This window comes from Citromicrobium bathyomarinum (assembly GCF_038594605.1).
GTDB classification, from domain to species: Bacteria; Pseudomonadota; Alphaproteobacteria; order Sphingomonadales; family Sphingomonadaceae; genus Alteriqipengyuania; species Alteriqipengyuania bathyomarina_B.
The window spans coordinates 655490-675835 of record NZ_JBCFZM010000002.1 but is presented as its reverse complement, the minus strand read 5'-3'; the positions used below and the strand labels follow the sequence as shown (position 1 = coordinate 675835).

Here is a 20346-nt window from a genome sequence, read left to right as displayed (position 1 = left end):
CGACCATGGGTTTCCGCAATATCTCCGCATGGTCGATCCGCAATCCGGTGATCCCGCTGGTGTTCTTCACCGCGCTGCTGTTCGCCGGCTTGCTGAGCTTCCGGTCGATGGACGTCGTCAACAATCCCGACGTCGAATTCCCGGCCGTGAACGTCAGCATTTCGCAGCCGGGTGCTGCGCCGACCGAGATCGAGAACCAGATCACCCAGCTGGTCGAATCCGCCGTTCGCTCGATCAATGGCGTGAAGACGATCAACTCGACCGCTTCGGAAGGCAATTCGAGCACTTTCATCGAATTCGAGATCGGCATCGACCCGGACGATGCGGTGTCCGAAGTGACCAGCGCGATCGATACGGTCCGCGGATCGCTGCCCGATGGAATTCTGGAGCCGCGCGTCTCGAAACAGGAGGTTTCGGGAGGCTTCCTCGGCATTTACGCGGTCGAAGCCAACGACATGACGCTGGAACAGCTCAGCTGGTTCATCGACGACGTCGTCGCCAAGCGCCTGCTGGGCGTGGAGGGCATGGCCGAGGTCAACCGCTTTGCCGGGGTCGACCGCGAGATCGAGGTGATCCTCGATCTGGAGCGGATCCAGGCTTACGGCATCACCGCCAGCCAGCTGAACAACGTGCTGCGGCAGAACAATATCAACGCCGCCGGCGGTGCCGCCGAAGTGGGCGGAACGCGCCAGTCGGTCCGCGTGCTGGGCAACAGCGATGATGCTTACGCCCTCTCGCAGCAGCAGATCCAGCTCGGCGACGGGCGGACCGTGAAGCTCGCCGATGTCGCCACGGTGCGCGACGGCTTTTCCGAACGGACCTCCATCAGCAAGGTGCAGGACAAGGAGGTCGTCAATTTCGCCATGTCGCGCGCCAAGGGCGCGTCGGACGTGTCGACCTTCCAGGGCGCGCTGGCGGAGATTGAAAAGATCGAGGCCGAAAACCCCGGTGTGCGCTTCATCCAGCTGACCGACTCGGTGAAATATACCGAAGAGCAGTACGAAAGCTCGATGGCGATGATGATCGAGGGCGCGCTGCTCGCGGTGGTCGTGGTGTTCTTCTTCCTGCGCGACTGGCGCGCGACCTTCATTTCCGCCGTCGCCATCCCGCTTTCCGCGATCCCGACCTTCTGGTTCATGGATCTGCTGGGGTTCAACCTGAACTCGCTGTCGCTGCTGGCGCTGGCGCTGGTCGCAGGCGTGCTGGTCGACGATGCGATCGTCGAGATCGAGAACATCGTCAGACACATGCGAATGGGCAAGAATGCCTATCAGGCATCGATCGAGGCGGCCGACGAGATCGGCCTGCCCGTGGTCGCAACCAGTTTCTGCATCGTTGCGGTATTCCTGCCGGTGGGCCTGATGCCCGGCATTTCGGGGCAGTTTTTCAAGAACTTCGGGATCACCGTGGTGGTCGCGGTGCTCATGTCGCTCGCCGTGGCGCGCCTTATCACGCCAATGCTGGCAGCCTATTTCCTCAAGTCCAAGGGCCACGCCGAACACGGCGAAGGCCCGATGATGGACCGCTATATGAGCATCCTCCACTGGTCGCTCGACCGCGGCAAGATGCTCACCCGCCGCGCGGCGGTCGAAGCGCCGCACAACCGCTTCGCCTACATGTTCATGCTGTTGCTGACCGTGCTGCTGCTGATTGGCGCGACCGGCTATACGTTCTTCGTTCTGCACTCGCTGCTCGGCGGTCTCGGACTGGCGGAGAAGGTGGGCAGCGCGGTCGCATCCTCGCCCGAATCCACGGCGGGCATGTTTTACAACCGCCTGATCGGGATCGTTCAATTCGCCATCGCAATCGCAGGCGCCTTCCTGGTGGGCTGGGTGCTCGTTAAGGGCATCGAACTGCTGCGGCTCCTGCTGAAGGCGGGGCATCCCATCGCGCGCATTTTCGCGTTCGTGCTGGGCATCATCGGCGTGCTCCTCGCCGCGGCGGCATCCTTCTTCATCGTCGGCGGTATTTTCTCGATGCTGTTCGGCGTTGGCGCCGCCGCGCCCGAAGCGGGGCAGGAGGCAGCGCAGGCCGGGTTCGACTTCGCCTCCGTGACGGCCGGGCAGATTTTCGTCGGCTTCCTCGCGTTGCTCGCCGCGATCGGTGGCGGATGGGCCGGCTTCCTCGGCGTCCGTCTGCTCGGGCGTCGCCCGGATGCGGTCAGCTACATGACCGCGCGGTTCTACGATCACCGCGTGTGGATGCTGATGATCGGCTATTTCGCACTGCTGCTGACCGTCCAGCTGTTCATGAGCGTACCGGCACAGTTCCAGCCGCTGGTCGATAGCGACAACAGCCAGGTCCAGATCGAGATGGTGCCGGGCACCACGCTGGAGGACACCGAGAGGGTGGCCGACCGCGTTGCCGCAATCCTTTACGAGCAGCCCGAGGTCGAACGCGCACTCGAACGGGTGCGGGTGGGCAATGCCTCGCTCTACATCACGCTGTCGCCCGACCGTGAGCGCAAGTCCTATCAGTTCGAGCGGGAACTGGCGCCCGAACTCGCCAAGATCCCCGATGCCCGCGTGCGCTTCCAGTCGCAGCAGGGCGGCGGTGGCGGCAGCGGGCGCGACATCACCGTCATGCTCGCCGGATCGGACCCGGCCGTGCTCGAAGAGACCGCTTCGCAGCTGGTCGAACAGATGAAGGGGCTCGACACGCTGGTGGCGCCGCGGATCGAGGCTGACCTCAACCGGCCCGAGCTGATCATCCAGCCGCGTCCCGACCTCGCGGCGGACCTTGGGGTGTCGACTGCAGCTTTGAGCCAGACCATCCGCATCGCAACGCTGGGCGAGATCGAGCAGAATGCGGCCAAGTTCTCGCTCTCAGACCGGCAGATCCCGATCACGGTGAAGCTGCCCGAATCCTCGCGCGAGAGCCTGACCACGATCGAGAATCTGCCCGTGCCCACGCTGGGCGGTAACACCGTGCCATTGTCGCGCGTGGCGGATATCAGCTTCGGCTCCGGCCCGACCGCGATCCAGCGCTACAACCAGAGCCGCCGCGTGCTGGTCGGTGCCGATCTTGCGCAGGGTGTCGTCAGCGGCACCGCGCGCGAGCAGATCGATGGCCTTCCTGCGTTGCAGGACCTCCCGCAAGGCGTCACCCGCGATGCGGTTGGCGAGGAGCAATGGCAGGACGAGCTTCAGGTCAGCCTGATGTACGCCGTCATCGCCGGTATCCTGCTGGTGTTCGCGGTGCTGGTGCTGCTCTACAAGCGCTTGATGAGCCCGCTGGTCAACATGACCAGTCTCGCGCTCGCGCCGCTGGGCGGTATCTTCCTCGTCTGGTTCGTCGGCCAGCCGCAGTCGATGCCGGTCTATATCGGGGTGCTGCTGTTGCTGGGGATCGTTTCCAAGAACTCGATCCTGCTGATCGACTTCGCGATCGAGGCGATGGCCGAAGGGCGCGACAAGATGGACGCGATCCTCGATGCCGGCCACAAGCGTGCCCAGCCGATCGTGATGACGACCTTCGCGATGACCGCCGGGATGATCCCCACCGCGCTCTCCGGCGTGCTCGGCTCGGGCGACGGAGCATGGCGCGCCCCGATGGGCACGATGGTCATCGGCGGGCTGGTCGTCTCCACCGTGCTGACGTTGCTGATCGTGCCCGCTGGCTTCAGCCTCGCCGACGGGTTCGAGAAGCGCGTCGGGCCATGGTTGCGCGAGCGTATGCTCAGCTACCGCCCCGGCGATGACACGGCCGGCCGCCACCCTGGCGGCGCAGCGGATCCCGAACCCGCCGAGTGACGCGCGAGCCCATCATCGCCCTGTCCGGCGGTGGCGCGACGCCGGCCCCCCCCGATCCCGATCGGGCCAGGACCATGCGCCGTACGGCGACGGCGATGCTGGTGCTGATGGCGGCGATTTTCGCGGTCAGCCACTGGGCGATGGGTGCTTACCCGCAATGGGCACCGGGCCTCGGCTACGTCAACGCCTTCGCCGAGGCCGCGATGGTCGGCGGGCTGGCGGACTGGTTCGCGGTGACCGCGCTGTTCCGCCACCCGCTGAGCGTGCCGATCCCGCATACCGCGATCATCCCGCGCAAGAAGGATCGGATCGCGGACACGATGGCGCAGTTCCTGCGCGACAATTTCCTCACCCCCTCGGTGGTCGCGCGGCGGATGCGGCGCATGAACGTCGCCGAAGCGCTCGGCGGGTTCCTCGTCAATCGCGAGGGGGGCGAGCGGTCGCGGTTCATGGGCGGGGGCGCGGAGCTGATTGCCGAAGTGCTCGAATCGCTCGATCCCGAACGGCTCGGCCTGCGGGTTCGCGCCGGGCTTGCGGGACAGCTTTCCAAGATCGAACTCGCTACGCTACTCGGCAGCCTGCTGGAGAACCTCATCGCTGACGGCCGCCATCGCCCGTTGCTCGACGGGCTGATCCGCTGGGCGGGCCTGACGCTGGAAGACAATGAGGAGGCGGTGCGCGAGATCATCCGCAGCCGCGCCAATTCGGTGCTGCGCTGGACCGGGCTCGACGCGCGCATCTCCTCCTCGGTGCTCGACGGCGTGTATCGCCTGCTGGCCGAAGTGCTGGTCGATCCCGAGCATCCGATGCGCGGGCGGATCGACACGGCGCTGGTCAAGCTGGCTGCGCAACTGAAGACCGATCCTGAGCTGCAGGCTAAGGTCGAAGCGGTGAAGATGGACCTGCTGGAAAATCCCGCGCTGGCCGACTGGTGGATGGGCGTGTGGGAACGCATCCGCCGCTCGCTGATCGCCCGCGCGCGAAACCCCGAAAGCGGCATCGGCACCGAACTGCGCGAAGGCATGCGCGAGATCGGCCGCGCGCTGCAGCAGGACGCCCGGCTGCAATCGCAGATCAACCGCTTCTCGCGGCGCACGGCGGTGGGGATGACCTCACGCTACGGCGCGCAGATCGTCGCGTTGGTGTCCGAGACGGTGAAGCGCTGGGATGCTGGTACGGTAAGCGACCGGATCGAAAGCGCCGTGGGCCGCGACCTCCAGTTCATCCGTATCAACGGCACGCTGGTCGGCGGGCTGGTCGGGATCACGCTGCATGCGGTGGTGCAGGTGTTCTAGGCGCGCTCAGGAACTCGGATCACCTTGGGATCGTGAAGCGCACCGACCCGCGATAAAAACTTTCCATGGCCTCACCGTTCTTGTCCAAGGCGGGCTCGAACCGAGCTCTTCGAACGAGCAATCCGCAAGCATAGTCCTCCAGAGCTTCCGACGCATCGCCCCCTTGGATGTGACATTGCGTGGGGCGTCCATCAGTATCGATGCTCAACCGGAACCGTATAATTCCTTGATCGCCCCGACTGATCAAAGAACTTCTGTAATCGGAGACCGTCACCCAGTCGCTCGCATCGTTTGCTGGCTTGGGCCGGCGCGTCATGCTCTTATGACGTTCGAGATCGATTCCCCATCCCGACATCAGGTCGAGCGTGCATTCCCGCATCGCCTCCATGATCTTGCCCATCGATCCCGTTTCAAAACGAAAGCCGCTGGAATCTTCGGTTCGCATGCCGAACCATTGGATTGCATCCTCTCTTTCGGAAGAGATGCGATAAACCATCGGGTTATCGTCTGATTCTCGCTCCGTCTCTTTCTCTCCCCGAGGTGCAGATGTCATCGTCCCTGTCACAGCCGCGCCGATTTCCGGAAAGGTCGAGAGGAAGAAGGACCTATCCTGAAGGGCTTCGTCCGGGCCAAATTTCACGGATAGACCCGGCGATCTTCTGTCGGGCTTGAGACGTTCGACAGCCGGTCCCGCCACAATCAGGTCAAAGCTATCGGCCGGCCCAAAGCGATCCAGGATGAAAACGTGCTTGTTGTCGCCCTCTCCGAAAGTACGACCGATCCGGCACCTGCTTTCCCCATAATCGAGATTCTAGGGTGAGGATGGCTGAATGATTTCAGAAACGTCCTGCGCGCTGGCCATCGACGAAAAAGCCGCCGCCGAGGCAAAAACCCCGGCGGCGGCTGTGAATCTCGATATCCCTCTGATCATCCGGCAGAGGCTATTCCCGCTTCATGGCCGGATCAAGGCACTTGCCAATCAGAGCTTCTCGGTCAGCTCGGGCACCGCCTTGAACAGGTCCGCCACCAGGCCGATGTCCGCGACCTGGAAGATCGGGGCGTCCTCGTCCTTGTTGATCGCGATGATGACCTTGGAGTCCTTCATGCCCGCAAGGTGCTGGATCGCGCCCGAGATGCCGATTGCGAAATAGGCTTCCGGCGCGACGATCTTACCCGTCTGGCCGACCTGATAGTCGTTGGGCACATAACCCGCGTCGACCGCCGCGCGGCTCGCGCCGATCGCGGCGCCGAGCTTGTCGGCCAGCGGAGTGATGTATTCCTCGAAGGTCTCCGCGTCCTTCAGCGCGCGGCCGCCCGACACGACCACGCTTGCGCTGGTCAGTTCGGGGCGCTCGCTTTCGGCGAGTTCGCGGCTCACGAATTCGGAGGTGCCCGCATCGCCGGTGGTCTCCACCTTCTCCACGGTGCCGCTGCCGCCTTCGGCCTCGGCCTTGTCGAATGCGGTGCCGCGCACGGTCAGCACGAGCTTGTCCTCGGTGCTTTCGACCGTGGCGATCGCGTTGCCCGCGTAGATCGGGCGGGTGAAGGTCTTCTCGCCTTCCACGCTCATGATCTCGGAGATCTGCATCACGTCGAGCAGTGCGGCGACGCGCGGCGCGATGTTCTTGCCGGTCGTGGTGGCAGGCGCGACGAAGGCGTCGTGGTTGGCCATCAGCTTGGCGGCCAGCGGCGCGATATTCTCCGCCAGCATGTCCTTGTAGGCCGCGTCGTCGGCGAGGTGGACCTTGCCCACGCCCGCGATCTTGGCGGCTTGATCGGCAACGCCCGCGCAATGCGCGCCTGCGACCAGCAGGTGGACTTCACCGAGCTTCGATGCCGCGGTGACCGTAGCGAGCGTCGCGTCCTTTACTTCTTCGTTGTCGTGTTCGACCAGAACGAGAGTTTTCATGTGATACTTCCTTGTCGCCGTTCGCGCGGAGTCAGGCTCGGCGCGAACGCAAAATCCTCAAACCTCAAACGATACCCAGCGCCTTCACCTTGGCGACCAGCGCATCGACATCCTCGACCTTTTCGCCTGCCTGCCGCACGGGCGGTTCGGAGACCTTGGTGGTCTTGAGGCGCGGCGCGGTGTCGACGCCGAAATCGGCCGGGCTCTTGGTGTCGAGCGGCTTCTTCTTCGCCTTCATGATGTTGGGGAGCGAGGCGTAGCGCGGCTCGTTCAGGCGCAGGTCGGTGGTGACGATGGCAGGCAGCGTCAGTTTGACCGTTTCGAGCCCGCCATCGACTTCGCGCTTCACGGTGACCGAGTCTCCGTCGAGCTCGATCGTGTTCGCGAAGGTGCCCTGCGGCCGGTCGAGCAGCGCGGCGAGCATCTGGCCCGTCTGGTTGCTGTCGTCGGAAATCGACTGCTTGCCCAGCAGCACGAGGCCGGGCTGTTCCTCTTCGACGATCGCCTTGAGGATCTTGGCCACCGCAAGCGGTTCGAGATCTTCGTCCGATTCCACCAGAATCGCGCGGTCGGCACCCATGGCGAGCGCGGTACGCAGCGTTTCCTGCGCCTTGGCCGGGCCGACCGAGACCGCAACGATCTCTTCGGCGTTGCCCGCCTCCTTGATCCGGATCGCTTCCTCGACCGCGATCTCGTCGAACGGGTTCATGCTCATCTTGACGTTGGCGAGATCCACGCCGGAGCCGTCTGCCTTGACGCGCGGTTTGACATTGTAATCGATCACCCGCTTGACGGGGACGAGTATTTTCATGGGTCGTGTCCTTTCCCGTGATCGACCCGGCGATTTTCTACCCGGGCCGCAAAATGGCTTGCCTAACGAATGGCTGGGGGCGGTGTTGCGTTCCGGAAACAGCGGCGTCAAGGGGTGCGGCGGACCTGCGCGAAAGCGTAGCGTAAGGTCTCATACCAAAGCGTGTCGGTGCACGGGGTGGGCCCCGACTTCGCGAATCACGCCTTGAGCATGATAGGAACCAACGCGACGAGCCGGAGCTTGCAGTTTCATGGCAGATAAACCGAACAGCGTGTGCGGCATCATCGATCGCCTGACCGAGATCGGCGACAAGAACGATACGGTCTCGATCGGCGATATCGTCGATGCGTTTGGCACGCGGACCTACGGGCCGGTGCTGCTGGTGCCCGCGCTGATCGGCGTCTCGCCCGTCGGCGGCATCCCGACGGTGCCGACGATCCTGGCGGCCACGCTGCTGCTGATCGCGGTGCAACTGGTGTTCGGCAAGGATCACCTGTGGCTGCCCGGCATTCTCAAGAACCGTTCGGTCGACGGTGAAAAGCTCGCCAACGCGGCCGAAGATATGGAGGGCGTGGCCAAGTGGATGGACAAGATCTTCCACGGCCGGCTCAAGCGCTTCACCGGCCGGACCGCCGCACGCATCGCCGCCGGGGTGGTCGCACTGCTGTGCCTCGCGGTTCCGCCGCTCGAGCTGGTGCCCTTCGCGGTCGCACTGCCGATGGCGGTAATCGCGGCCTTCGGTATCGCGCTGACCGTGCGCGACGGGCTGCTGATGCTGCTCGCTTTCCTGGGCAGCGGCGCCGCGTTCTATGTGCTCGTCACGCAGGTGCTTTTGAGCAGCGGTGGTGGCGGCAGCGGCGGAGGCATGTTCTAGGCTCGCGTCGGGAGCCTCACGCCCCCATCGAAAGACCTTCGAAGCACGTTACCAGGCCAGAGACCAGTTGTCGGTTGGCCATCAGCATGCTCTCGCCCCCTTCCGGGTCGCGCAGGGCGATCTGATCGTAGATATCCTGATCGAAAAGATCCTTGGTCGCTGCGAACTCGACGAAGGGCAGAGCGCCTTCGTACCAGAGTTCGCGCAATAGTCCCGCGCCGAAGGCAAAGGTCGTGCGGTCGCCGCGCGCGGCAACGACCTTGCCCCAGACAGGCTTGCCATCGAACTTCATCTTCACGAAGTCGCCCGCGCTGTAGCGGTTGTGCGTATCCTGCTCCACGACGAGGACGCGGTAAATGCCCTCGCCACTTGGCCCCGCCGCGTAGTGCTCGGTCAGCGCCAGCTCGACGCCGCCCATCAGTTCGGCGCTGCAGGTGTCGTAATCAGGCGTGAGCTTGAAACTGCTCAGCACCGATCGGTCGGCAATGGTCGGCCAAGGCGTCTGCGCCGAAGCGCCGCCACCCAGGACAATCGCGAGACTTGCCAGTCCGATCAGTGCCTTGCGCATTACGCCGCCTCTTTCACCTCGGCCACGATCTTGCGTGCTGCATCGCCCAGATCGTCCGCAGGGACGATGGCGAGGCCGGAATTTGCGAGGATTTCCTTGCCCTTTTCGACATTGGTGCCTTCGAGGCGAACCACCAGCGGGACCTGGATGTTCACTTCCTTGGCTGCCGCGACGATGCCTTCGGCAATCACGTCGCATTTCATGATCCCGCCGAAGATGTTGACGAGGATGCCCTCGACCGCCGGGTCCTTCAGGATCAGCTTGAACGCCGCGGTCACCTTCTCCTTGTCGGCGCCGCCGCCGACATCGAGGAAGTTGGCGGGGAAGGCGCCGTTCAGCTTGATGATGTCCATCGTCGCCATCGCCAGCCCTGCGCCGTTGACCATGCAGCCGATGTTGCCGTCGAGCTTGATGTAGGCGAGGTCGTATTCGCTCGCCTCGACCTCGGCTTCGTCTTCCTCGGTCACGTCGCGCAGCTTCTCGACTTCCTTCTGGCGATACATCGCGTTCGAATCGAAGCTCATCTTGGTGTCGAGCACCAGCAGGTTACCGTCGCCGGTTTCGACCAACGGGTTGATCTCCAGCATCGCGCAATCATAGGCGAGGAAGGCTTCGTAGAGCTGCTTCGACAGCTTCTGCGCCTGCTTGTTCAGATCGCCTTCCAGCTTCAGAGCGAAGGCCACCGCGCGGCCGTGGTGCGGCATAAAGCCCTGCGCAGGATCGATGGTGATGGTGGTGATCTTTTCCGGCGTGGAATGCGCCACCTCTTCGATATCCATCCCGCCCTCGGTCGAGGCGACCATGGCAACCTCGCCGCTGGCGCGGTCGACCAGCAACGCGAGGTAGTATTCCTTCGCAATGTCAACACCGTCGGTGACGTAGAGGCGGTTCACTTCCTTGCCTTCGTCGCCCGTCTGCACGGTGACCAGCGTGTTGCCGAGCATCTCGCGCGCGCTCGATTCGACTTCCTCGATCGACTTGGCGAGGCGCACGCCGCCCTTGGCATCGGGGCCCAGTTCCTTGAACTTGCCCTTGCCGCGTCCGCCCGCGTGGATTTGCGCCTTCACCACATAGAGCGGCCCCGGCAGCTGCTTTGCGCCTGCGACCGCTTCTTCCACGGTCATCGCGGGGATGCCCTTGGGGATGGCGATCCCGTGCTGGCTGAGAAGGTCCTTGGCCTGATATTCGTGAACGTTCATGGGGGGCTTCGTCCTTTGCGGGCTCTATCGTCGGCGAAAAAGATTGATTCGCGACGCGCATAAGCATGGATGCGGGCGCTTGAAAAGGGCGTGTGGCCCGCGCACATCTTCCAGCATTGCCATGATCGATTATTCACGCCTCGAAGCGATCCTGCGAGAAGCGGGCCGGATCGCGATGGACAGCTGGCCGGGTGCCGGCCACTCGGTCGCGAGCTGGCACAAGGGCCCAAACGATCCGGTGTGCGAGGCCGATGTCGCGGTCGACCGCTTCTTGCGGCGGGAGCTGACCGCGCTGCTCCCCAGCGCAGGCTGGCTGTCGGAGGAAAGCGCGGACGATGCCGCGCGCCTGACCGACCGGCTGGTGTGGGTGGTCGACCCGATCGACGGTACGCGCGACTTCATCAGGGGGCGCAAGGGCTGGGCGGTTTCGGTCGCGCTGGTCAGTTCGGGGCGTCCGCTGATCGCCTGGCTGGAGGCGCCTGCACGCGAAGAGCGCTGGCAGGCCACCGCCGGGCAGGGCGCGCTGCGCAATGGCCAGCGGCTTGCCGCGTCGAGCCGGACCGAGTTCGATGGCGCGCGCGTGCCCGCGGCCGATCTGGCGAAGGACGACAGGATGCTCGTCTCGGTGGACCAGCCGAACGGCATCTCGCTGCGCGCCGCCATGGTTGCGGCGGGCGAAGCCGATCTGCTGGCGACCATGCGCTGGGGCTACGAGTGGGATATCGCCGCCTCGACCCTGATCGCGCGCGAGGCGGGCGCGGCGGTGAGCGATATCTTCGGCCAGCCGCTGGGCTATAACAAGCGCGATCCGCGCAGCTTCGGCCTGCTGGTGTGCGCGCCCAAGCTGCACTCCGCCGCCATCGACCATTTCGGGCCCCGCGCGCGGGAGAAACTGGGATAGGACAAGCACCTTGCCCAGCCGCAGCGCATCGCGTTGAAGGACACGAAAAAGGGGCCGACGCATCGCTGCGCCGGCCCCCTTTTTTGCGGTGATCCATGCGGTCCGCTTAGCGGCGCGCAGCGTTGACCTCTGCATCGCTGATCGGAACGATCTTGATCTCGACCCGGCGGTTGAGCGGCTCGTTCACGCCGTCACCGGTGTTGACCCGCAGATATTGCGGGTCTTCGCCATAGCCGCGGGTCGCGATGCGCGAGCGCGAGACGCCGCGCGAGACGAGGTAGTCCGCAACGGCGCGTGCCCGGCGTTCCGACAGGTCCTGGTTATAGCCCGGCTGGCCGGTCGTGTCGGTGAAGCCGTACACGTCGATCAGGCTGTTGGGATAGCGGATCATGCTGTCCGCCACCGTGTCGAGCGTGCGCTGGAAACTCGGATTGATGTTCGCCGAGTTGGTCGCGAAGGTTACGCCGTCGGGCAGGCGGACGAGGATCGCTTCCTGGTCGCCGATTTCCTCGACATCGACGCCGCTGCCAGCGGTCTGCTCGTCGAGTTCGCGGATCTGATCGTCGAACTGGTCGCCGATCACGGCCCCGGCGGTGCCGCCGATGCCCGCACCGATGATGCGTGCGGCGTCGCCACCGATAAGGCCGCCCAGCAGGTAGCCGAGCGTGCCGCCGAGGACGCCGCCTGCGGCAGTGCGGCTGACCTTCTGCTCACCGGTATTGGGGTCGGTCACGCAGGCGGAGGTGCTCACCAGTGCCGCAACGGCAACCGAGGAGAGAATAATACGGGGGGTTTTCATTGTAGGTCGTCCCTCTTTTCGTTTTCACGGTGCGATGTGTTCGCACACGGTTCGGGCTCGCGTTCCACCTACGCTTGCCAGACACCCCTAACGTGCCCCGCTGGTACGAGTTCCCGTGTGATGGGTGAGGGGATTGGGTCGATGACGGCTGGCGTGGCGCAACTTTTATGCTAGCGCGGCAAGCACCGTGACACCTTTCCCCTGGACAGACCTGATCATCATCGCCGGGCTGATCGTGCTCAACGGCATCTTCGCGATGTCGGAGCTGGCGATCGTATCGGCCAAGACCACCACTTTGCAGGCGAAGGCGGAGGCAGGCAGCAGTGCGGCGGCCACCGCGCTGGATCTGGCCGGCGACCCGGGCAAGTTCCTCTCTACCGTACAGATCGGCATCACGCTCGTCGGGATCATCGCCGGTGCCTATTCGGGCGCCAGCCTGGGCGGCCCGTTCGGAGAGCGGCTGGAGCTGTGGTTCGGCCTTTCGCCGGAAAGCGGTGCGCAGATAGGTTTCGCCGTGGTCATCGCGTTGACCACCTACGCGACGCTCGTGATCGGCGAGCTGGTGCCCAAGCAGCTTGCACTGCGGGTCGCGGTGCCGATCGCGATCGTGATGGCGCGGCCGATGAAATGGCTCGCGATCATTGCCGCTCCGGTTGTCTGGCTGCTCGATTTCTCCTCCGCCACGATCGTCCGCCTGTTCGGCGTGCGCCCCGGCGGGCAGAGCAGCGTTACGGCCGAGGAACTGCAGATGCTGTTCGCCGAAGCGACGCGTAGCGGCGTGCTGGAGGCCGAGCAGAGCGCGATCCTGAAAGGCGTGGTCCGCCTCGCCGACCGTCCCGTGCGCGAGGTGATGACGCCGCGCACCGAAGTCGACTGGATCGACGCGGGCGCGAATCGCGAGGAAATCGAACGGACCTTCGCCGACAGCCCGCATTCGTTGCTGCCCGTGGCGGACGGATCGCCCGACCGGATCGTCGGCGTGGTCAAGGTGCGCGAGGTGCTGGCGGCAATGGTTTCGGGCGGACCCTTTGCGCTGGTCGACATGGTCAAGCGGGTCGAGGTCGTGCCCGACCAGCTCGATGCGATGGATGCGCTACGCGTGCTCCAGCAAGCCGATGTGGCGATGGCGATGGTCCACGACGAATACGGCCATCTCGACGGGATCGTGACCCCGATCGACCTGCTGACCGCGATCGTCGGCCAGTTCGAAAGCGACAAGGACCAGGGCCAGATACCCGAGGTTATCGAGCGGGCCGACGGCTCGCTGCTGATCTCGGGCAGCCTCTCGGCAGAGGATCTGGGCGACCGGCTGGCGCTCGATTACGGCGAGGACCGCGACTTTGCGACCGCTGCGGGCTTCGCGCTGTGGGTGCTCAAGCACCTGCCCGAGGAAGGCGAGGTCTTTACCCACCAGGGGTGGCAGTTCGAGATCGTCGATATGGACGGGCGCAAGATCGACAAGCTGCTGGTCGCAAGAATTGGCGCCCCCGATGGCGCAAATGCGGCCAGCTAGCGGAACCGCCCTGCTGGCGAAGCCTTTGTAGAGCATGGGGAAACCGACAGACATCTGGCTGATCACCAACGAAGGCAGCGGCTCCGTACGCGAAGAGCTGCTCTCCGATCTGCACGAGGCGTGCGAAAGCTCGGGCCTGTGCATCGCCGAACGCACGACTTTTCCGCGCGAATCGATCCCGACGCAAAGCGAGCTGGAGGCGCGCGGGATCGATGTCATCGTGACGCTGGGCGGCGATGGCACGATCAACGCGGTCGTTTCCGCCATGGCGGGCTGGACCGGCGCGGTCCTCCCACTGCCGGGCGGCACGCAGAACCTGCTGACCACCCGCATTCACGGCGATGCGAGCGTCCATGACGTGATCCGTGCCTTCGCGCAGGGCGAAGCACACCGCGTGCGCCCCACGATCATCCGCTGCGATCAGGGCCTCGCGCTCGCCGGATTGCTGGTCGGCCCCGGCACCAGCTGGAACGAGGTGCGCGAGGCGCTGCGGGCGGGCGATCCGGGGCAGATGCTGGTCGCCGCGGGCAAGGCGATCGAGAATACGACGGGCAACGCTCCGGTCCGGCTCGCCGAGCCTGAGGCGGGCGAGCGGGACGGCTATCCGATCCTCGAGCTGATCCCGCATGCCGAGGGCATGGACGTGGCCGCCTATCATGCGCGAACGGGGGCGGACTTCGTGGCCCAGACCTGGGCTGTGCTGCGGCAGGAGTTCCGCGAAGGTCCGCACGATACCTACGGGCCGTTCGACACGCTTTCGGTCGAAAGCACCGGTGGCGAAGAGATCGACCTCCTGCTGGACGGAGAGCCCGAGCATGGCGACACGCGAGTGACCTTTACGCTCGATACGTGTCCCGTCGACCTGCTCGCCACGCTAACGGAGATCGCTCCATGACCGAGACCTTGCTGTTTCACGTCAGCGACATCCATTTCGGGCTGGAGAACAACGAGGCACTCGACTGGTTTTCCGCGGAAGTCACGCGGCTGCGCCCTTCTGCGATCGCCATCACCGGCGATCTGACGATGCGTGCGCGGCACCACGAATTCCGTGCTGCCGAGGACTGGATCGGCACGCTCGACGCGCCGGTCACGCTCGACGTTGGCAATCACGACATGCCCTATTTCAACCTGATCGAACGGTTCTTCGATCCGTACAAGCGGTTCGGGCGAATGCGCGACGTGGTGGAGCGGGAGATCGACCTGCCCGGCATCGCGCTCGTCCCCTTGAAGACGGCGGTGCGGATGCAGCCGCGCTTCAACTGGTCGAAGGGCTGGGTCACGGGCCGCGCGCTCGACAAATGCCTCGCAGCGATCGACGCGCTGCCCAAGGGTACCCGCGTGCTGGTGACGGTCCACCATCCGCTTCGCGAAGTCGGCACGCAAGGCACCGCGCTGACCCGGGGTGGGTCGAAAGCGCTGGCCGAACTGGCGAAACGCAATGTGCTCGGCGTGCTCTCGGGCCATGTCCACGATGCGTTCGACATCATGGAAGACACGCCCCACGGACCTGTCCGGATGATCGGTGCGGGCACGCTGTCGCAGCGGCTGCGCTCGACCCCGCCGAGCTTCAACGAACTGCACTGGGACGGCGAGCGGCTCGAGGTGCATATCCGCAATCTCGAGCACGTGCCGGACGAGGCGATGAAGATCGACGACGTGCCCGAAGACGCGCAGCCGCCGCGTCACGAGGGCGAACCGGTCGCGCCGGTGGGTGCCGTGCCGCGGACCGATCCGCCGGTGAATTGAGCGCTTGCGCCGGTAGGCAGGCCTGATCGTACGAGAGCAAGGCGCGATTTTGGCCGATCGAACTAGAAATGACGTTCGATGTCTTCCCCGGTTAAAGTGACCCAAGGGTGCTTGCGACGTTCGTACACCGAGTAAACCGGGGCGGGAAAATCCTGCTGCTCGAAAGCACCCAGTGGAATGGCGATCACGTCCGGCCACGCGTTGATCTGGTAGGCGACGGTCGATCCGCAAGACGGGCAAAACCGATAGCTCAGCACGTTGCCACTATCGGCGATCCGTTCGAAAGTCTTGGACGGCCCGGTGATTTCGACGGCATCGCAATGGAAGCGCGCCTGCACGGCAAAGGCGCTGCCGGTCCGGCGCTGGCATTCCTCGCAATGGCAAACCGAAACCCGCAGAGGATCCCCCTTGCACTCGGCTCGCAGGCTCGAACAGCGGCATTTGGCAATCTTCATGAGTCGTCTCCTGTTTGAGCCGGTTCGGTTCCGAGCAGACTGGCGATGTAACGTGCATAGTCTGGTGGCCAATGGTCCACGATGGCGCGGAAATCGCGCTGCCGCTGCGCATAGAGCGCGCGCAACGCTTCTTCGTAACCGGGCAGATCGCCGCATGCGGCCTGCATGAAGCGATAGGCCGCGTCTTGCCGTTCCCTGTCCGATTTGCCGGCTTTCCGAGCGGCCTCGACAAGGCGACGCAATTCCGCAGATGCCCCGCCCGGTCGGCTGGAGAGCCATTCCCAATGGCGCGGAAGCAGCGTCACCTCGCGCGCCTGCACCCCCAGTTTCGGGCGGCCGGCACTGGAAGCCTTGGTCGCGCGATAATCGAGATCGGACACGCGCCCGGTCTCGTCCTCGAAAACGAGGATCGTGCCATCATGTTCGGCCAGAAGTTTCGCGATGGTTCCGGCCACCTCGCCAGGTTCGCCCGCCGCGATTTTCTTGCCCGCCGCAAAAGCGGTAACGCTGGATGCCATGGTACTTGCCCTCCAAGAGAATTGGAGTGGCTATTTAACCCGGGTAAAATCAATGTCAATAAGACCCGGGTAAAATTGGGTCCGTGGAGCATCGCGTGCCCTGCAAGGCTAGCGCCAGCACCCGCCCAAACAAAAAGGGCGGCGCCTTGCGGCACCGCCCCTCCTGGTGATCGAAGATCGCTGTAGCTTAGCGCCCAGCCGCAATCAACGCTTGCTGAACTGGAAGCTACGACGTGCCTTGGCACGGCCGTACTTCTTGCGCTCGACAACGCGGCTGTCGCGGGTCAGGAATCCGGCGGACTTGATGGTGCTGCGCAGCGCCGGCTCGTACTTGGTCAGCGCCTGGGCGATGCCGTGCTTCACCGCACCGGCCTGGCCCGACAGGCCACCGCCGCGAACCGTGGCGATGACGTCGTACTGACCTTCACGATCGGTGATCGCGAACGGCTGGTTGATCACGAGGCGCAGCGTCGGGCGGGCGAAGTATGTCTCCTGCTCTTTGCCGTTGATCGTGATCGTGCCCTTGCCGGGCTTGATCCAGACGCGCGCGGTCGCATCCTTGCGACGACCGGTGGCGTAGGCGCGGCCATACTGGTCGAGCTCCTGCTCGCGCAGCGGCGCGGTGCTTTCGGCCACGACTGCGGCATCGGCTTCGGGAGCATCACCGGCGATGTTGCCGAGATCGGCAAGATCGCGCACGCTTTCGGTGTTCTGAGCGCTCTGCTGCTCGTTCTGGTTCTTGTCGTCGGCCATTAGCTGAGAGCCTTGTTCTTGCGGTTCATCGAAGCGACGTCGAGCGTCTCGGGCTTCTGCCCGTCATGCGGATGCTCGGTGCCGGCATACAGGTGCAGCGCCTTCATCTGCTGACGGCCCAGCGGACCGCGCGGGATCATCCGCTCGACAGCCTTTTCCAGCACGCGCTCGGGAAACTTGCCTTCGAGGATCTTCGCAGGCGTGGTTTCCTTGATGCCGCCGGCATAGCCGGTGTGCTTGTAATACTTCTTGTTGCCCATCTTGCGGCCGGTGAACTTCACCTTGTCCGCGTTGAGGACGATCACGTGATCGCCGCAATCGACGTGCGGGGTGTAGCTCGGCTTGTGCTTGCCGCGCAGGTGATTCGCGATGATCGCGGCGAGGCGGCCCACAACGAGGCCTTCCGCATCGATCACATACCAGTTCTTTTCGACCTCGGCCGGCTTGATCGACCGGGTCATCTTGCTGAGCGCCTTCATGGCTATCTTTCCCTTGGAATTCGGGGTCTCGCCGGGCAGGGGAAACGCGCTTATGCAGATTCGCTCGTCCCGGACGTGGAGCGCGCTAATGCGTCGCGACCGCCCTCAAGTCAAGCAATCATGCGGGTTAGCGAAGAGGTATTATGATACCGTGCGGGCGAGCGTCCAGATTTCGCTGCCCGTACGCGACAGGGTTTGCGTGGCGGTCTCCGCCTCGCGGCTGAAGGAGCCGAGCAGGCCCGTGGCCGGATCGGCCTGCGCGGTTTCGCGCATCCGGATCACGCCATTCGTGCCATCGGCAAGCTCGATCTCGCGGCTGACACGGCGGTCGCGCGGTTCGGGAAAGAACAGGTCGCGCGGCATCAGGGTGAGCCAGTGATGGCTGCGGTCCGACAGATCGGCGATGAACTGGCACGATGCGGCGGCAGCCTCCAGCCCGGCAGAGCGTTCGCGGGCATAGGCCAGCGCAGCCGAGGCCACCGCCTCGGGAAGTTCGGAAAACAGCTCCTTGTCCGCCGTTGGCATGATCAGCCCGCTCCCATCGAGCCGCAGGGGAAAAAAGCCATCCTCCTTGCGGCGCTCCTCGATCCGGGCGAGCGCTTCCAACGCGGGCGGTGCCTCGACGCGCACGGAGATCTGCGTACCGGTGACCAGCGTCTTCCCGCTGGCCTCGGGTACGAAGGACACCGCAAACTCGCGCGCCGCCTCGATATGCCGGCCATCGGCGAGGCTGCGGCGCACCGTGCGCGCAAGAATGAAGTCTCCCACGACCTCGGCTGCCGTAAGGCGCGCCCACACGGGAAAGAGCGACAGGGCACCGATCGCTGCAAGCACGCCGCGGCGCTCAATCGCCGCCATCATCGCACCAGCCCGCCGAGCCACTCGGAGGTGGCCACGCCGCTCGCGTCGGCGCGCCAACCAAGGATTGCGGGCGTATCGTAGGGATGCAGCGTTTCAAGCCGCGCGGTGGCGGCGTCCAGGCGGTCGGCATGGGTCTTGAACAGCACCGCGATTTCCTCGCCGGTGCCCCGCTCGCCATCCCACTCAAACAGCGCCTCGACCTGACCGACCACATTGGCGCAGGCGATCAGACGCTCGTCGAGCAGGCGTGTCGCGACCTCACGGGCATCGTCCCGGCTGGCAAACACCGTGTAGATCAGTGCGCTCATGCCCTGGTAGCGGGGCCTCGCCCGCCAATCGCATGGGCCGAGGCAGCAGTCGCGGCGACCAGCAGCGCACCGGTGACCTGGTGCCCGACCGCGATCCACAACGACACTCCGCTGATGACGGTGACGATACCGAGCAGCACCTGCCCAGTCGCGAGGCCGATCAGCGCCTTGCCCGCATTGTTCTCGCGCGCCAGCGCTTTCCAGCCGAGCGCCAGCAACGCGGCGAAGGCAATCCACGCGAACCAGCGATGGAGGAAGTGGAGCAGGAAGGGATCCTGGGTCACCGCCCAGAACAGCCCGCGCGACATGTTTGCTTCGGGCAGGATGCGCCCCTGCATCAGGGGCCAGGTGTCCGACGCCAGCCCCGCATTGAGCCCCGCGACCCACGCGCCCAGCAAAACCTGCACGAACAGGCCGAGGCTCGCGCCGATGGCGAGCGGGCGCAGGATGGCAGGGCGTGCGGCGCTATCCCGGTCGAGCGCATGCAGGTCGAGCGCGGTCCAGACGAGGCCTGCCAATGTGATGAGGGCAGTGCAGAGATGAATCGAGAGCCAGAAATGGCTCACATCGGTCATCTCGCCGCCGAGCCCCGAGCGGACCATCAGCCACCCGAACACGCCCTGCAACCCGCCCAGCCCGAGCAGCGCGATCAGGCGGCTGCGATAACCTTGGGGAATCCAGCCGCGCACCCACGCGAAGGCCAGCGGCAGTGCGAAGGCGAGACCGATCGCGCGGCCCATCAGCCGGTGGAACCACTCCCAAAAGAAGATCGCCTTGAAATCGGCCAGCGTCATGCCCGCAGGGCCCGCTTCGAGCCGGTATTCGGGCGTGGCCTGGTACTTCGCGAATTCCGCCTGCCACGCCTGCTCACTCAGTGGCGGCAGGACGCCCGATGCGACGTTCCATTCGGTGATCGACAGGCCCGATTCGGTCAGCCGGGTGATCCCGCCGACCGCGACGATCAGCACGACCATCGCCGCAACGATCACCAGCCACCACGCGAGCCAGCCGGGGCGGGCACGGCTGTGCGCGGAATCGTGCGATCCTTGGAGTGAGGCTGCGGTCATTGCGCATGAATGCGTATTGGCGCGAAAACTTGCAAGCGCGCAAAGCTGCATTGCAGTTGAACAACTTGCATCGAATTGGTGCTCTCACAGTCCTTGCAAAATGAAACAACATCACATATCTGGCGGTACATGGATCTGCGAAGTCTCTCGAATCGCATCAGGCTCGATGCGATGGGCATCGCCCTGTCCGCGCTGTGCGCGGTGCATTGCCTGCTGACAATCGTGCTCATCGGCTCGCTCGGCGTGGCGAGCAGCTGGCTGTTCGCGCCCGATCTGCACTGGTGGGGCCTTGCCGCGGCGACGATCATCGCCGGGCTCGCGATCGGCATCGGCGCGGTCCGGCATCGGCGCCGCACCCCCTTCGTCGTGGCGATGACCGGGCTCACCTTCATGGGCGGCGCGCTGGCGGCGCCTCACGGCGTCGAGGAAGCGGTGCTGACGGTGATCGGCGTGGCGCTCGTCTCGCTCGGCCACCTGCTCAACCTGCGCCATGCCCCGCTGACCGAAAAGCACGACGGCTTGCGCAAAGACGGCTGAG

General features: G+C 64.8%; 21 protein-coding genes. 8 read left to right on the top strand and 13 right to left on the bottom strand.

Annotated elements, in window-relative coordinates:
* The first annotated feature begins 5 nt into the window (after positions 1–5).
* Positions 6–3752 (top strand): efflux RND transporter permease subunit, encoded by a 3747-nt coding sequence (locus AAG612_RS10350; RefSeq protein ID WP_342509918.1) that lies wholly within the window; start codon positions 6–8, stop codon positions 3750–3752.
* Between the two features lie 74 nt (positions 3753–3826).
* Complete coding sequence (locus AAG612_RS10345) at positions 3827–5047, top strand: DUF445 domain-containing protein (RefSeq protein WP_342509916.1); 1221 nt, start codon at positions 3827–3829, stop codon at positions 5045–5047.
* Positions 5048–5066: 19 nt separating this feature from the next.
* Here AAG612_RS10345 and AAG612_RS10340 read toward each other — a convergent pair whose 3' ends face one another.
* The 3 genes from AAG612_RS10340 to AAG612_RS10330 form a co-directional block, all read right to left on the bottom strand.
* Entirely contained in the window at positions 5067–5687 is a 621-nt protein-coding gene (locus AAG612_RS10340; protein ID WP_342509913.1) for an energy transducer TonB, read from the bottom strand.
* 339 nt (positions 5688–6026) lie between these two features.
* On the bottom strand, positions 6027–6956 hold the full coding sequence (locus AAG612_RS10335; RefSeq protein ID WP_342509911.1) for an electron transfer flavoprotein subunit alpha/FixB family protein: 930 nt from the start codon (positions 6954–6956) through the stop codon (positions 6027–6029).
* Between the two features lie 64 nt (positions 6957–7020).
* On the bottom strand, positions 7021–7767 hold the full coding sequence (locus AAG612_RS10330; protein ID WP_342509909.1) for an electron transfer flavoprotein subunit beta/FixA family protein: 747 nt from the start codon (positions 7765–7767) through the stop codon (positions 7021–7023).
* Between the two features lie 250 nt (positions 7768–8017).
* Here AAG612_RS10330 and AAG612_RS10325 point away from each other — a divergent pair, with 250 nt between their 5' ends.
* Positions 8018–8641: an exopolysaccharide biosynthesis protein gene (locus AAG612_RS10325; RefSeq protein WP_342509907.1), complete on the top strand. Its 624-nt coding sequence runs from the start codon at positions 8018–8020 to the stop codon at positions 8639–8641.
* Between the two features lie 16 nt (positions 8642–8657).
* On the opposite strand, the gene AAG612_RS10320 is transcribed toward AAG612_RS10325, so the two are convergent.
* Together AAG612_RS10320 and sucC are read right to left on the bottom strand one after the other, a co-directional pair.
* Positions 8658–9209 carry a hypothetical protein gene (locus AAG612_RS10320; protein ID WP_342509905.1) on the bottom strand — a complete coding sequence of 184 codons (552 nt, stop codon included), beginning with the start codon at positions 9207–9209 and terminating at the stop codon, positions 8658–8660.
* Positions 9209–10408: an ADP-forming succinate--CoA ligase subunit beta gene (sucC, locus tag AAG612_RS10315; protein WP_342509903.1), complete on the bottom strand. Its 1200-nt coding sequence runs from the start codon at positions 10406–10408 to the stop codon at positions 9209–9211. The genes AAG612_RS10320 and sucC overlap by 1 nt, the downstream gene beginning before the upstream one ends.
* Positions 10409–10529: 121 nt before the next feature.
* On the opposite strand from sucC, the gene AAG612_RS10310 reads away from it, so the two are divergent.
* Positions 10530–11309, top strand: a complete 780-nt coding sequence (locus AAG612_RS10310; RefSeq protein ID WP_342509901.1) for a 3'(2'),5'-bisphosphate nucleotidase CysQ — start codon at positions 10530–10532, stop codon at positions 11307–11309.
* Between the two features lie 106 nt (positions 11310–11415).
* Here the strand turns inward: AAG612_RS10310 and AAG612_RS10305 are convergent, their stop codons facing one another.
* Positions 11416–12108, bottom strand: coding sequence for a YiaD family glycine zipper/OmpA-like lipoprotein (locus AAG612_RS10305; RefSeq protein ID WP_342509899.1), 693 nt, complete (start codon positions 12106–12108; stop codon positions 11416–11418).
* A 187-nt stretch (positions 12109–12295) separates the two neighbouring features.
* Between AAG612_RS10305 and AAG612_RS10300 the strand changes: the two genes are divergently transcribed.
* Genes AAG612_RS10300 through AAG612_RS10290 form a run of 3 tightly spaced genes read left to right on the top strand, consistent with a single transcriptional unit; the run spans position 12296 to position 15367 of the window.
* Complete coding sequence (locus tag AAG612_RS10300; protein ID WP_342509898.1) at positions 12296–13621, top strand: hemolysin family protein; 1326 nt, start codon at positions 12296–12298, stop codon at positions 13619–13621.
* Positions 13622–13655: 34 nt separating this feature from the next.
* Positions 13656–14516, top strand: coding sequence for a diacylglycerol/lipid kinase family protein (locus AAG612_RS10295; protein ID WP_342509896.1), 861 nt, complete (start codon positions 13656–13658; stop codon positions 14514–14516).
* Positions 14513–15367: a metallophosphoesterase family protein gene (locus AAG612_RS10290; RefSeq protein ID WP_342509894.1), complete on the top strand. Its 855-nt coding sequence runs from the start codon at positions 14513–14515 to the stop codon at positions 15365–15367. Before AAG612_RS10295 ends, AAG612_RS10290 begins: the two co-directional genes overlap by 4 nt.
* Positions 15368–15429: 62 nt before the next feature.
* On the opposite strand, the gene AAG612_RS10285 is transcribed toward AAG612_RS10290, so the two are convergent.
* The 7 genes from AAG612_RS10285 to AAG612_RS10255 form a co-directional block, all read right to left on the bottom strand.
* The gene (locus tag AAG612_RS10285) at positions 15430–15822 is read right to left on the bottom strand and encodes a GFA family protein (RefSeq protein ID WP_342509891.1); all 393 of its coding nucleotides are present in this window, start codon (positions 15820–15822) and stop codon (positions 15430–15432) included.
* Positions 15819–16340, bottom strand: a complete 522-nt coding sequence (locus AAG612_RS10280; protein ID WP_342509889.1) for a DUF2239 family protein — start codon at positions 16338–16340, stop codon at positions 15819–15821. Before AAG612_RS10280 ends, AAG612_RS10285 begins: the two co-directional genes overlap by 4 nt.
* Positions 16341–16544: 204 nt before the next feature.
* Positions 16545–17093: a 30S ribosomal protein S9 gene (gene rpsI, locus AAG612_RS10275; protein WP_342509887.1), complete on the bottom strand. Its 549-nt coding sequence runs from the start codon at positions 17091–17093 to the stop codon at positions 16545–16547.
* Positions 17093–17572 carry a 50S ribosomal protein L13 gene (gene rplM / locus AAG612_RS10270; protein ID WP_342509885.1) on the bottom strand — a complete coding sequence of 160 codons (480 nt, stop codon included), beginning with the start codon at positions 17570–17572 and terminating at the stop codon, positions 17093–17095. Before rplM ends, rpsI begins: the two co-directional genes overlap by 1 nt.
* Positions 17573–17713: 141 nt before the next feature.
* Positions 17714–18433, bottom strand: a complete 720-nt coding sequence (locus AAG612_RS10265) for a hypothetical protein (RefSeq protein ID WP_342509883.1) — start codon at positions 18431–18433, stop codon at positions 17714–17716.
* Entirely contained in the window at positions 18430–18741 is a 312-nt protein-coding gene (cutA, locus tag AAG612_RS10260; RefSeq protein ID WP_342509881.1) for a divalent-cation tolerance protein CutA, read from the bottom strand. The genes AAG612_RS10265 and cutA overlap by 4 nt, the downstream gene beginning before the upstream one ends.
* Positions 18738–19808 carry a COX15/CtaA family protein gene (locus AAG612_RS10255; protein ID WP_342509879.1) on the bottom strand — a complete coding sequence of 357 codons (1071 nt, stop codon included), beginning with the start codon at positions 19806–19808 and terminating at the stop codon, positions 18738–18740. The genes cutA and AAG612_RS10255 overlap by 4 nt, the downstream gene beginning before the upstream one ends.
* 129 nt (positions 19809–19937) lie before the next feature.
* On the opposite strand from AAG612_RS10255, the gene AAG612_RS10250 reads away from it, so the two are divergent.
* Positions 19938–20345, top strand: coding sequence for a MerC domain-containing protein (locus AAG612_RS10250; protein ID WP_342509877.1), 408 nt, complete (start codon positions 19938–19940; stop codon positions 20343–20345).
* Position 20346: the final 1 nt, after the last annotated feature.

Coding starts and splice junctions, on each gene's coding strand:
- AAG612_RS10350 (WP_342509918.1), top strand. CDS start 6: ATGGGTTTCCGCAATATCTCCGCATGGTCGATCCGCAATCCGGTGATC.
- AAG612_RS10345 (WP_342509916.1), top strand. CDS start 3,827: ATGCGCCGTACGGCGACGGCGATGCTGGTGCTGATGGCGGCGATTTTC.
- AAG612_RS10335 (WP_342509911.1), bottom strand. CDS start 6,956: ATGAAAACTCTCGTTCTGGTCGAACACGACAACGAAGAAGTAAAGGAC.
- AAG612_RS10330 (WP_342509909.1), bottom strand. CDS start 7,767: ATGAAAATACTCGTCCCCGTCAAGCGGGTGATCGATTACAATGTCAAA.
- AAG612_RS10325 (WP_342509907.1), top strand. CDS start 8,018: ATGGCAGATAAACCGAACAGCGTGTGCGGCATCATCGATCGCCTGACC.
- AAG612_RS10320 (WP_342509905.1), bottom strand. CDS start 9,209: ATGCGCAAGGCACTGATCGGACTGGCAAGTCTCGCGATTGTCCTGGGT.
- sucC (WP_342509903.1), bottom strand. CDS start 10,408: ATGAACGTTCACGAATATCAGGCCAAGGACCTTCTCAGCCAGCACGGG.
- AAG612_RS10310 (WP_342509901.1), top strand. CDS start 10,530: ATGATCGATTATTCACGCCTCGAAGCGATCCTGCGAGAAGCGGGCCGG.
- AAG612_RS10305 (WP_342509899.1), bottom strand. CDS start 12,108: ATGAAAACCCCCCGTATTATTCTCTCCTCGGTTGCCGTTGCGGCACTG.
- AAG612_RS10295 (WP_342509896.1), top strand. CDS start 13,656: ATGGGGAAACCGACAGACATCTGGCTGATCACCAACGAAGGCAGCGGC.
- AAG612_RS10290 (WP_342509894.1), top strand. CDS start 14,513: ATGACCGAGACCTTGCTGTTTCACGTCAGCGACATCCATTTCGGGCTG.
- AAG612_RS10285 (WP_342509891.1), bottom strand. CDS start 15,822: ATGAAGATTGCCAAATGCCGCTGTTCGAGCCTGCGAGCCGAGTGCAAG.
- AAG612_RS10280 (WP_342509889.1), bottom strand. CDS start 16,340: ATGGCATCCAGCGTTACCGCTTTTGCGGCGGGCAAGAAAATCGCGGCG.
- rpsI (WP_342509887.1), bottom strand. CDS start 17,093: ATGGCCGACGACAAGAACCAGAACGAGCAGCAGAGCGCTCAGAACACC.
- rplM (WP_342509885.1), bottom strand. CDS start 17,572: ATGAAGGCGCTCAGCAAGATGACCCGGTCGATCAAGCCGGCCGAGGTC.
- AAG612_RS10265 (WP_342509883.1), bottom strand. CDS start 18,433: ATGATGGCGGCGATTGAGCGCCGCGGCGTGCTTGCAGCGATCGGTGCC.
- cutA (WP_342509881.1), bottom strand. CDS start 18,741: ATGAGCGCACTGATCTACACGGTGTTTGCCAGCCGGGACGATGCCCGT.
- AAG612_RS10255 (WP_342509879.1), bottom strand. CDS start 19,808: ATGACCGCAGCCTCACTCCAAGGATCGCACGATTCCGCGCACAGCCGT.
- AAG612_RS10250 (WP_342509877.1), top strand. CDS start 19,938: ATGGATCTGCGAAGTCTCTCGAATCGCATCAGGCTCGATGCGATGGGC.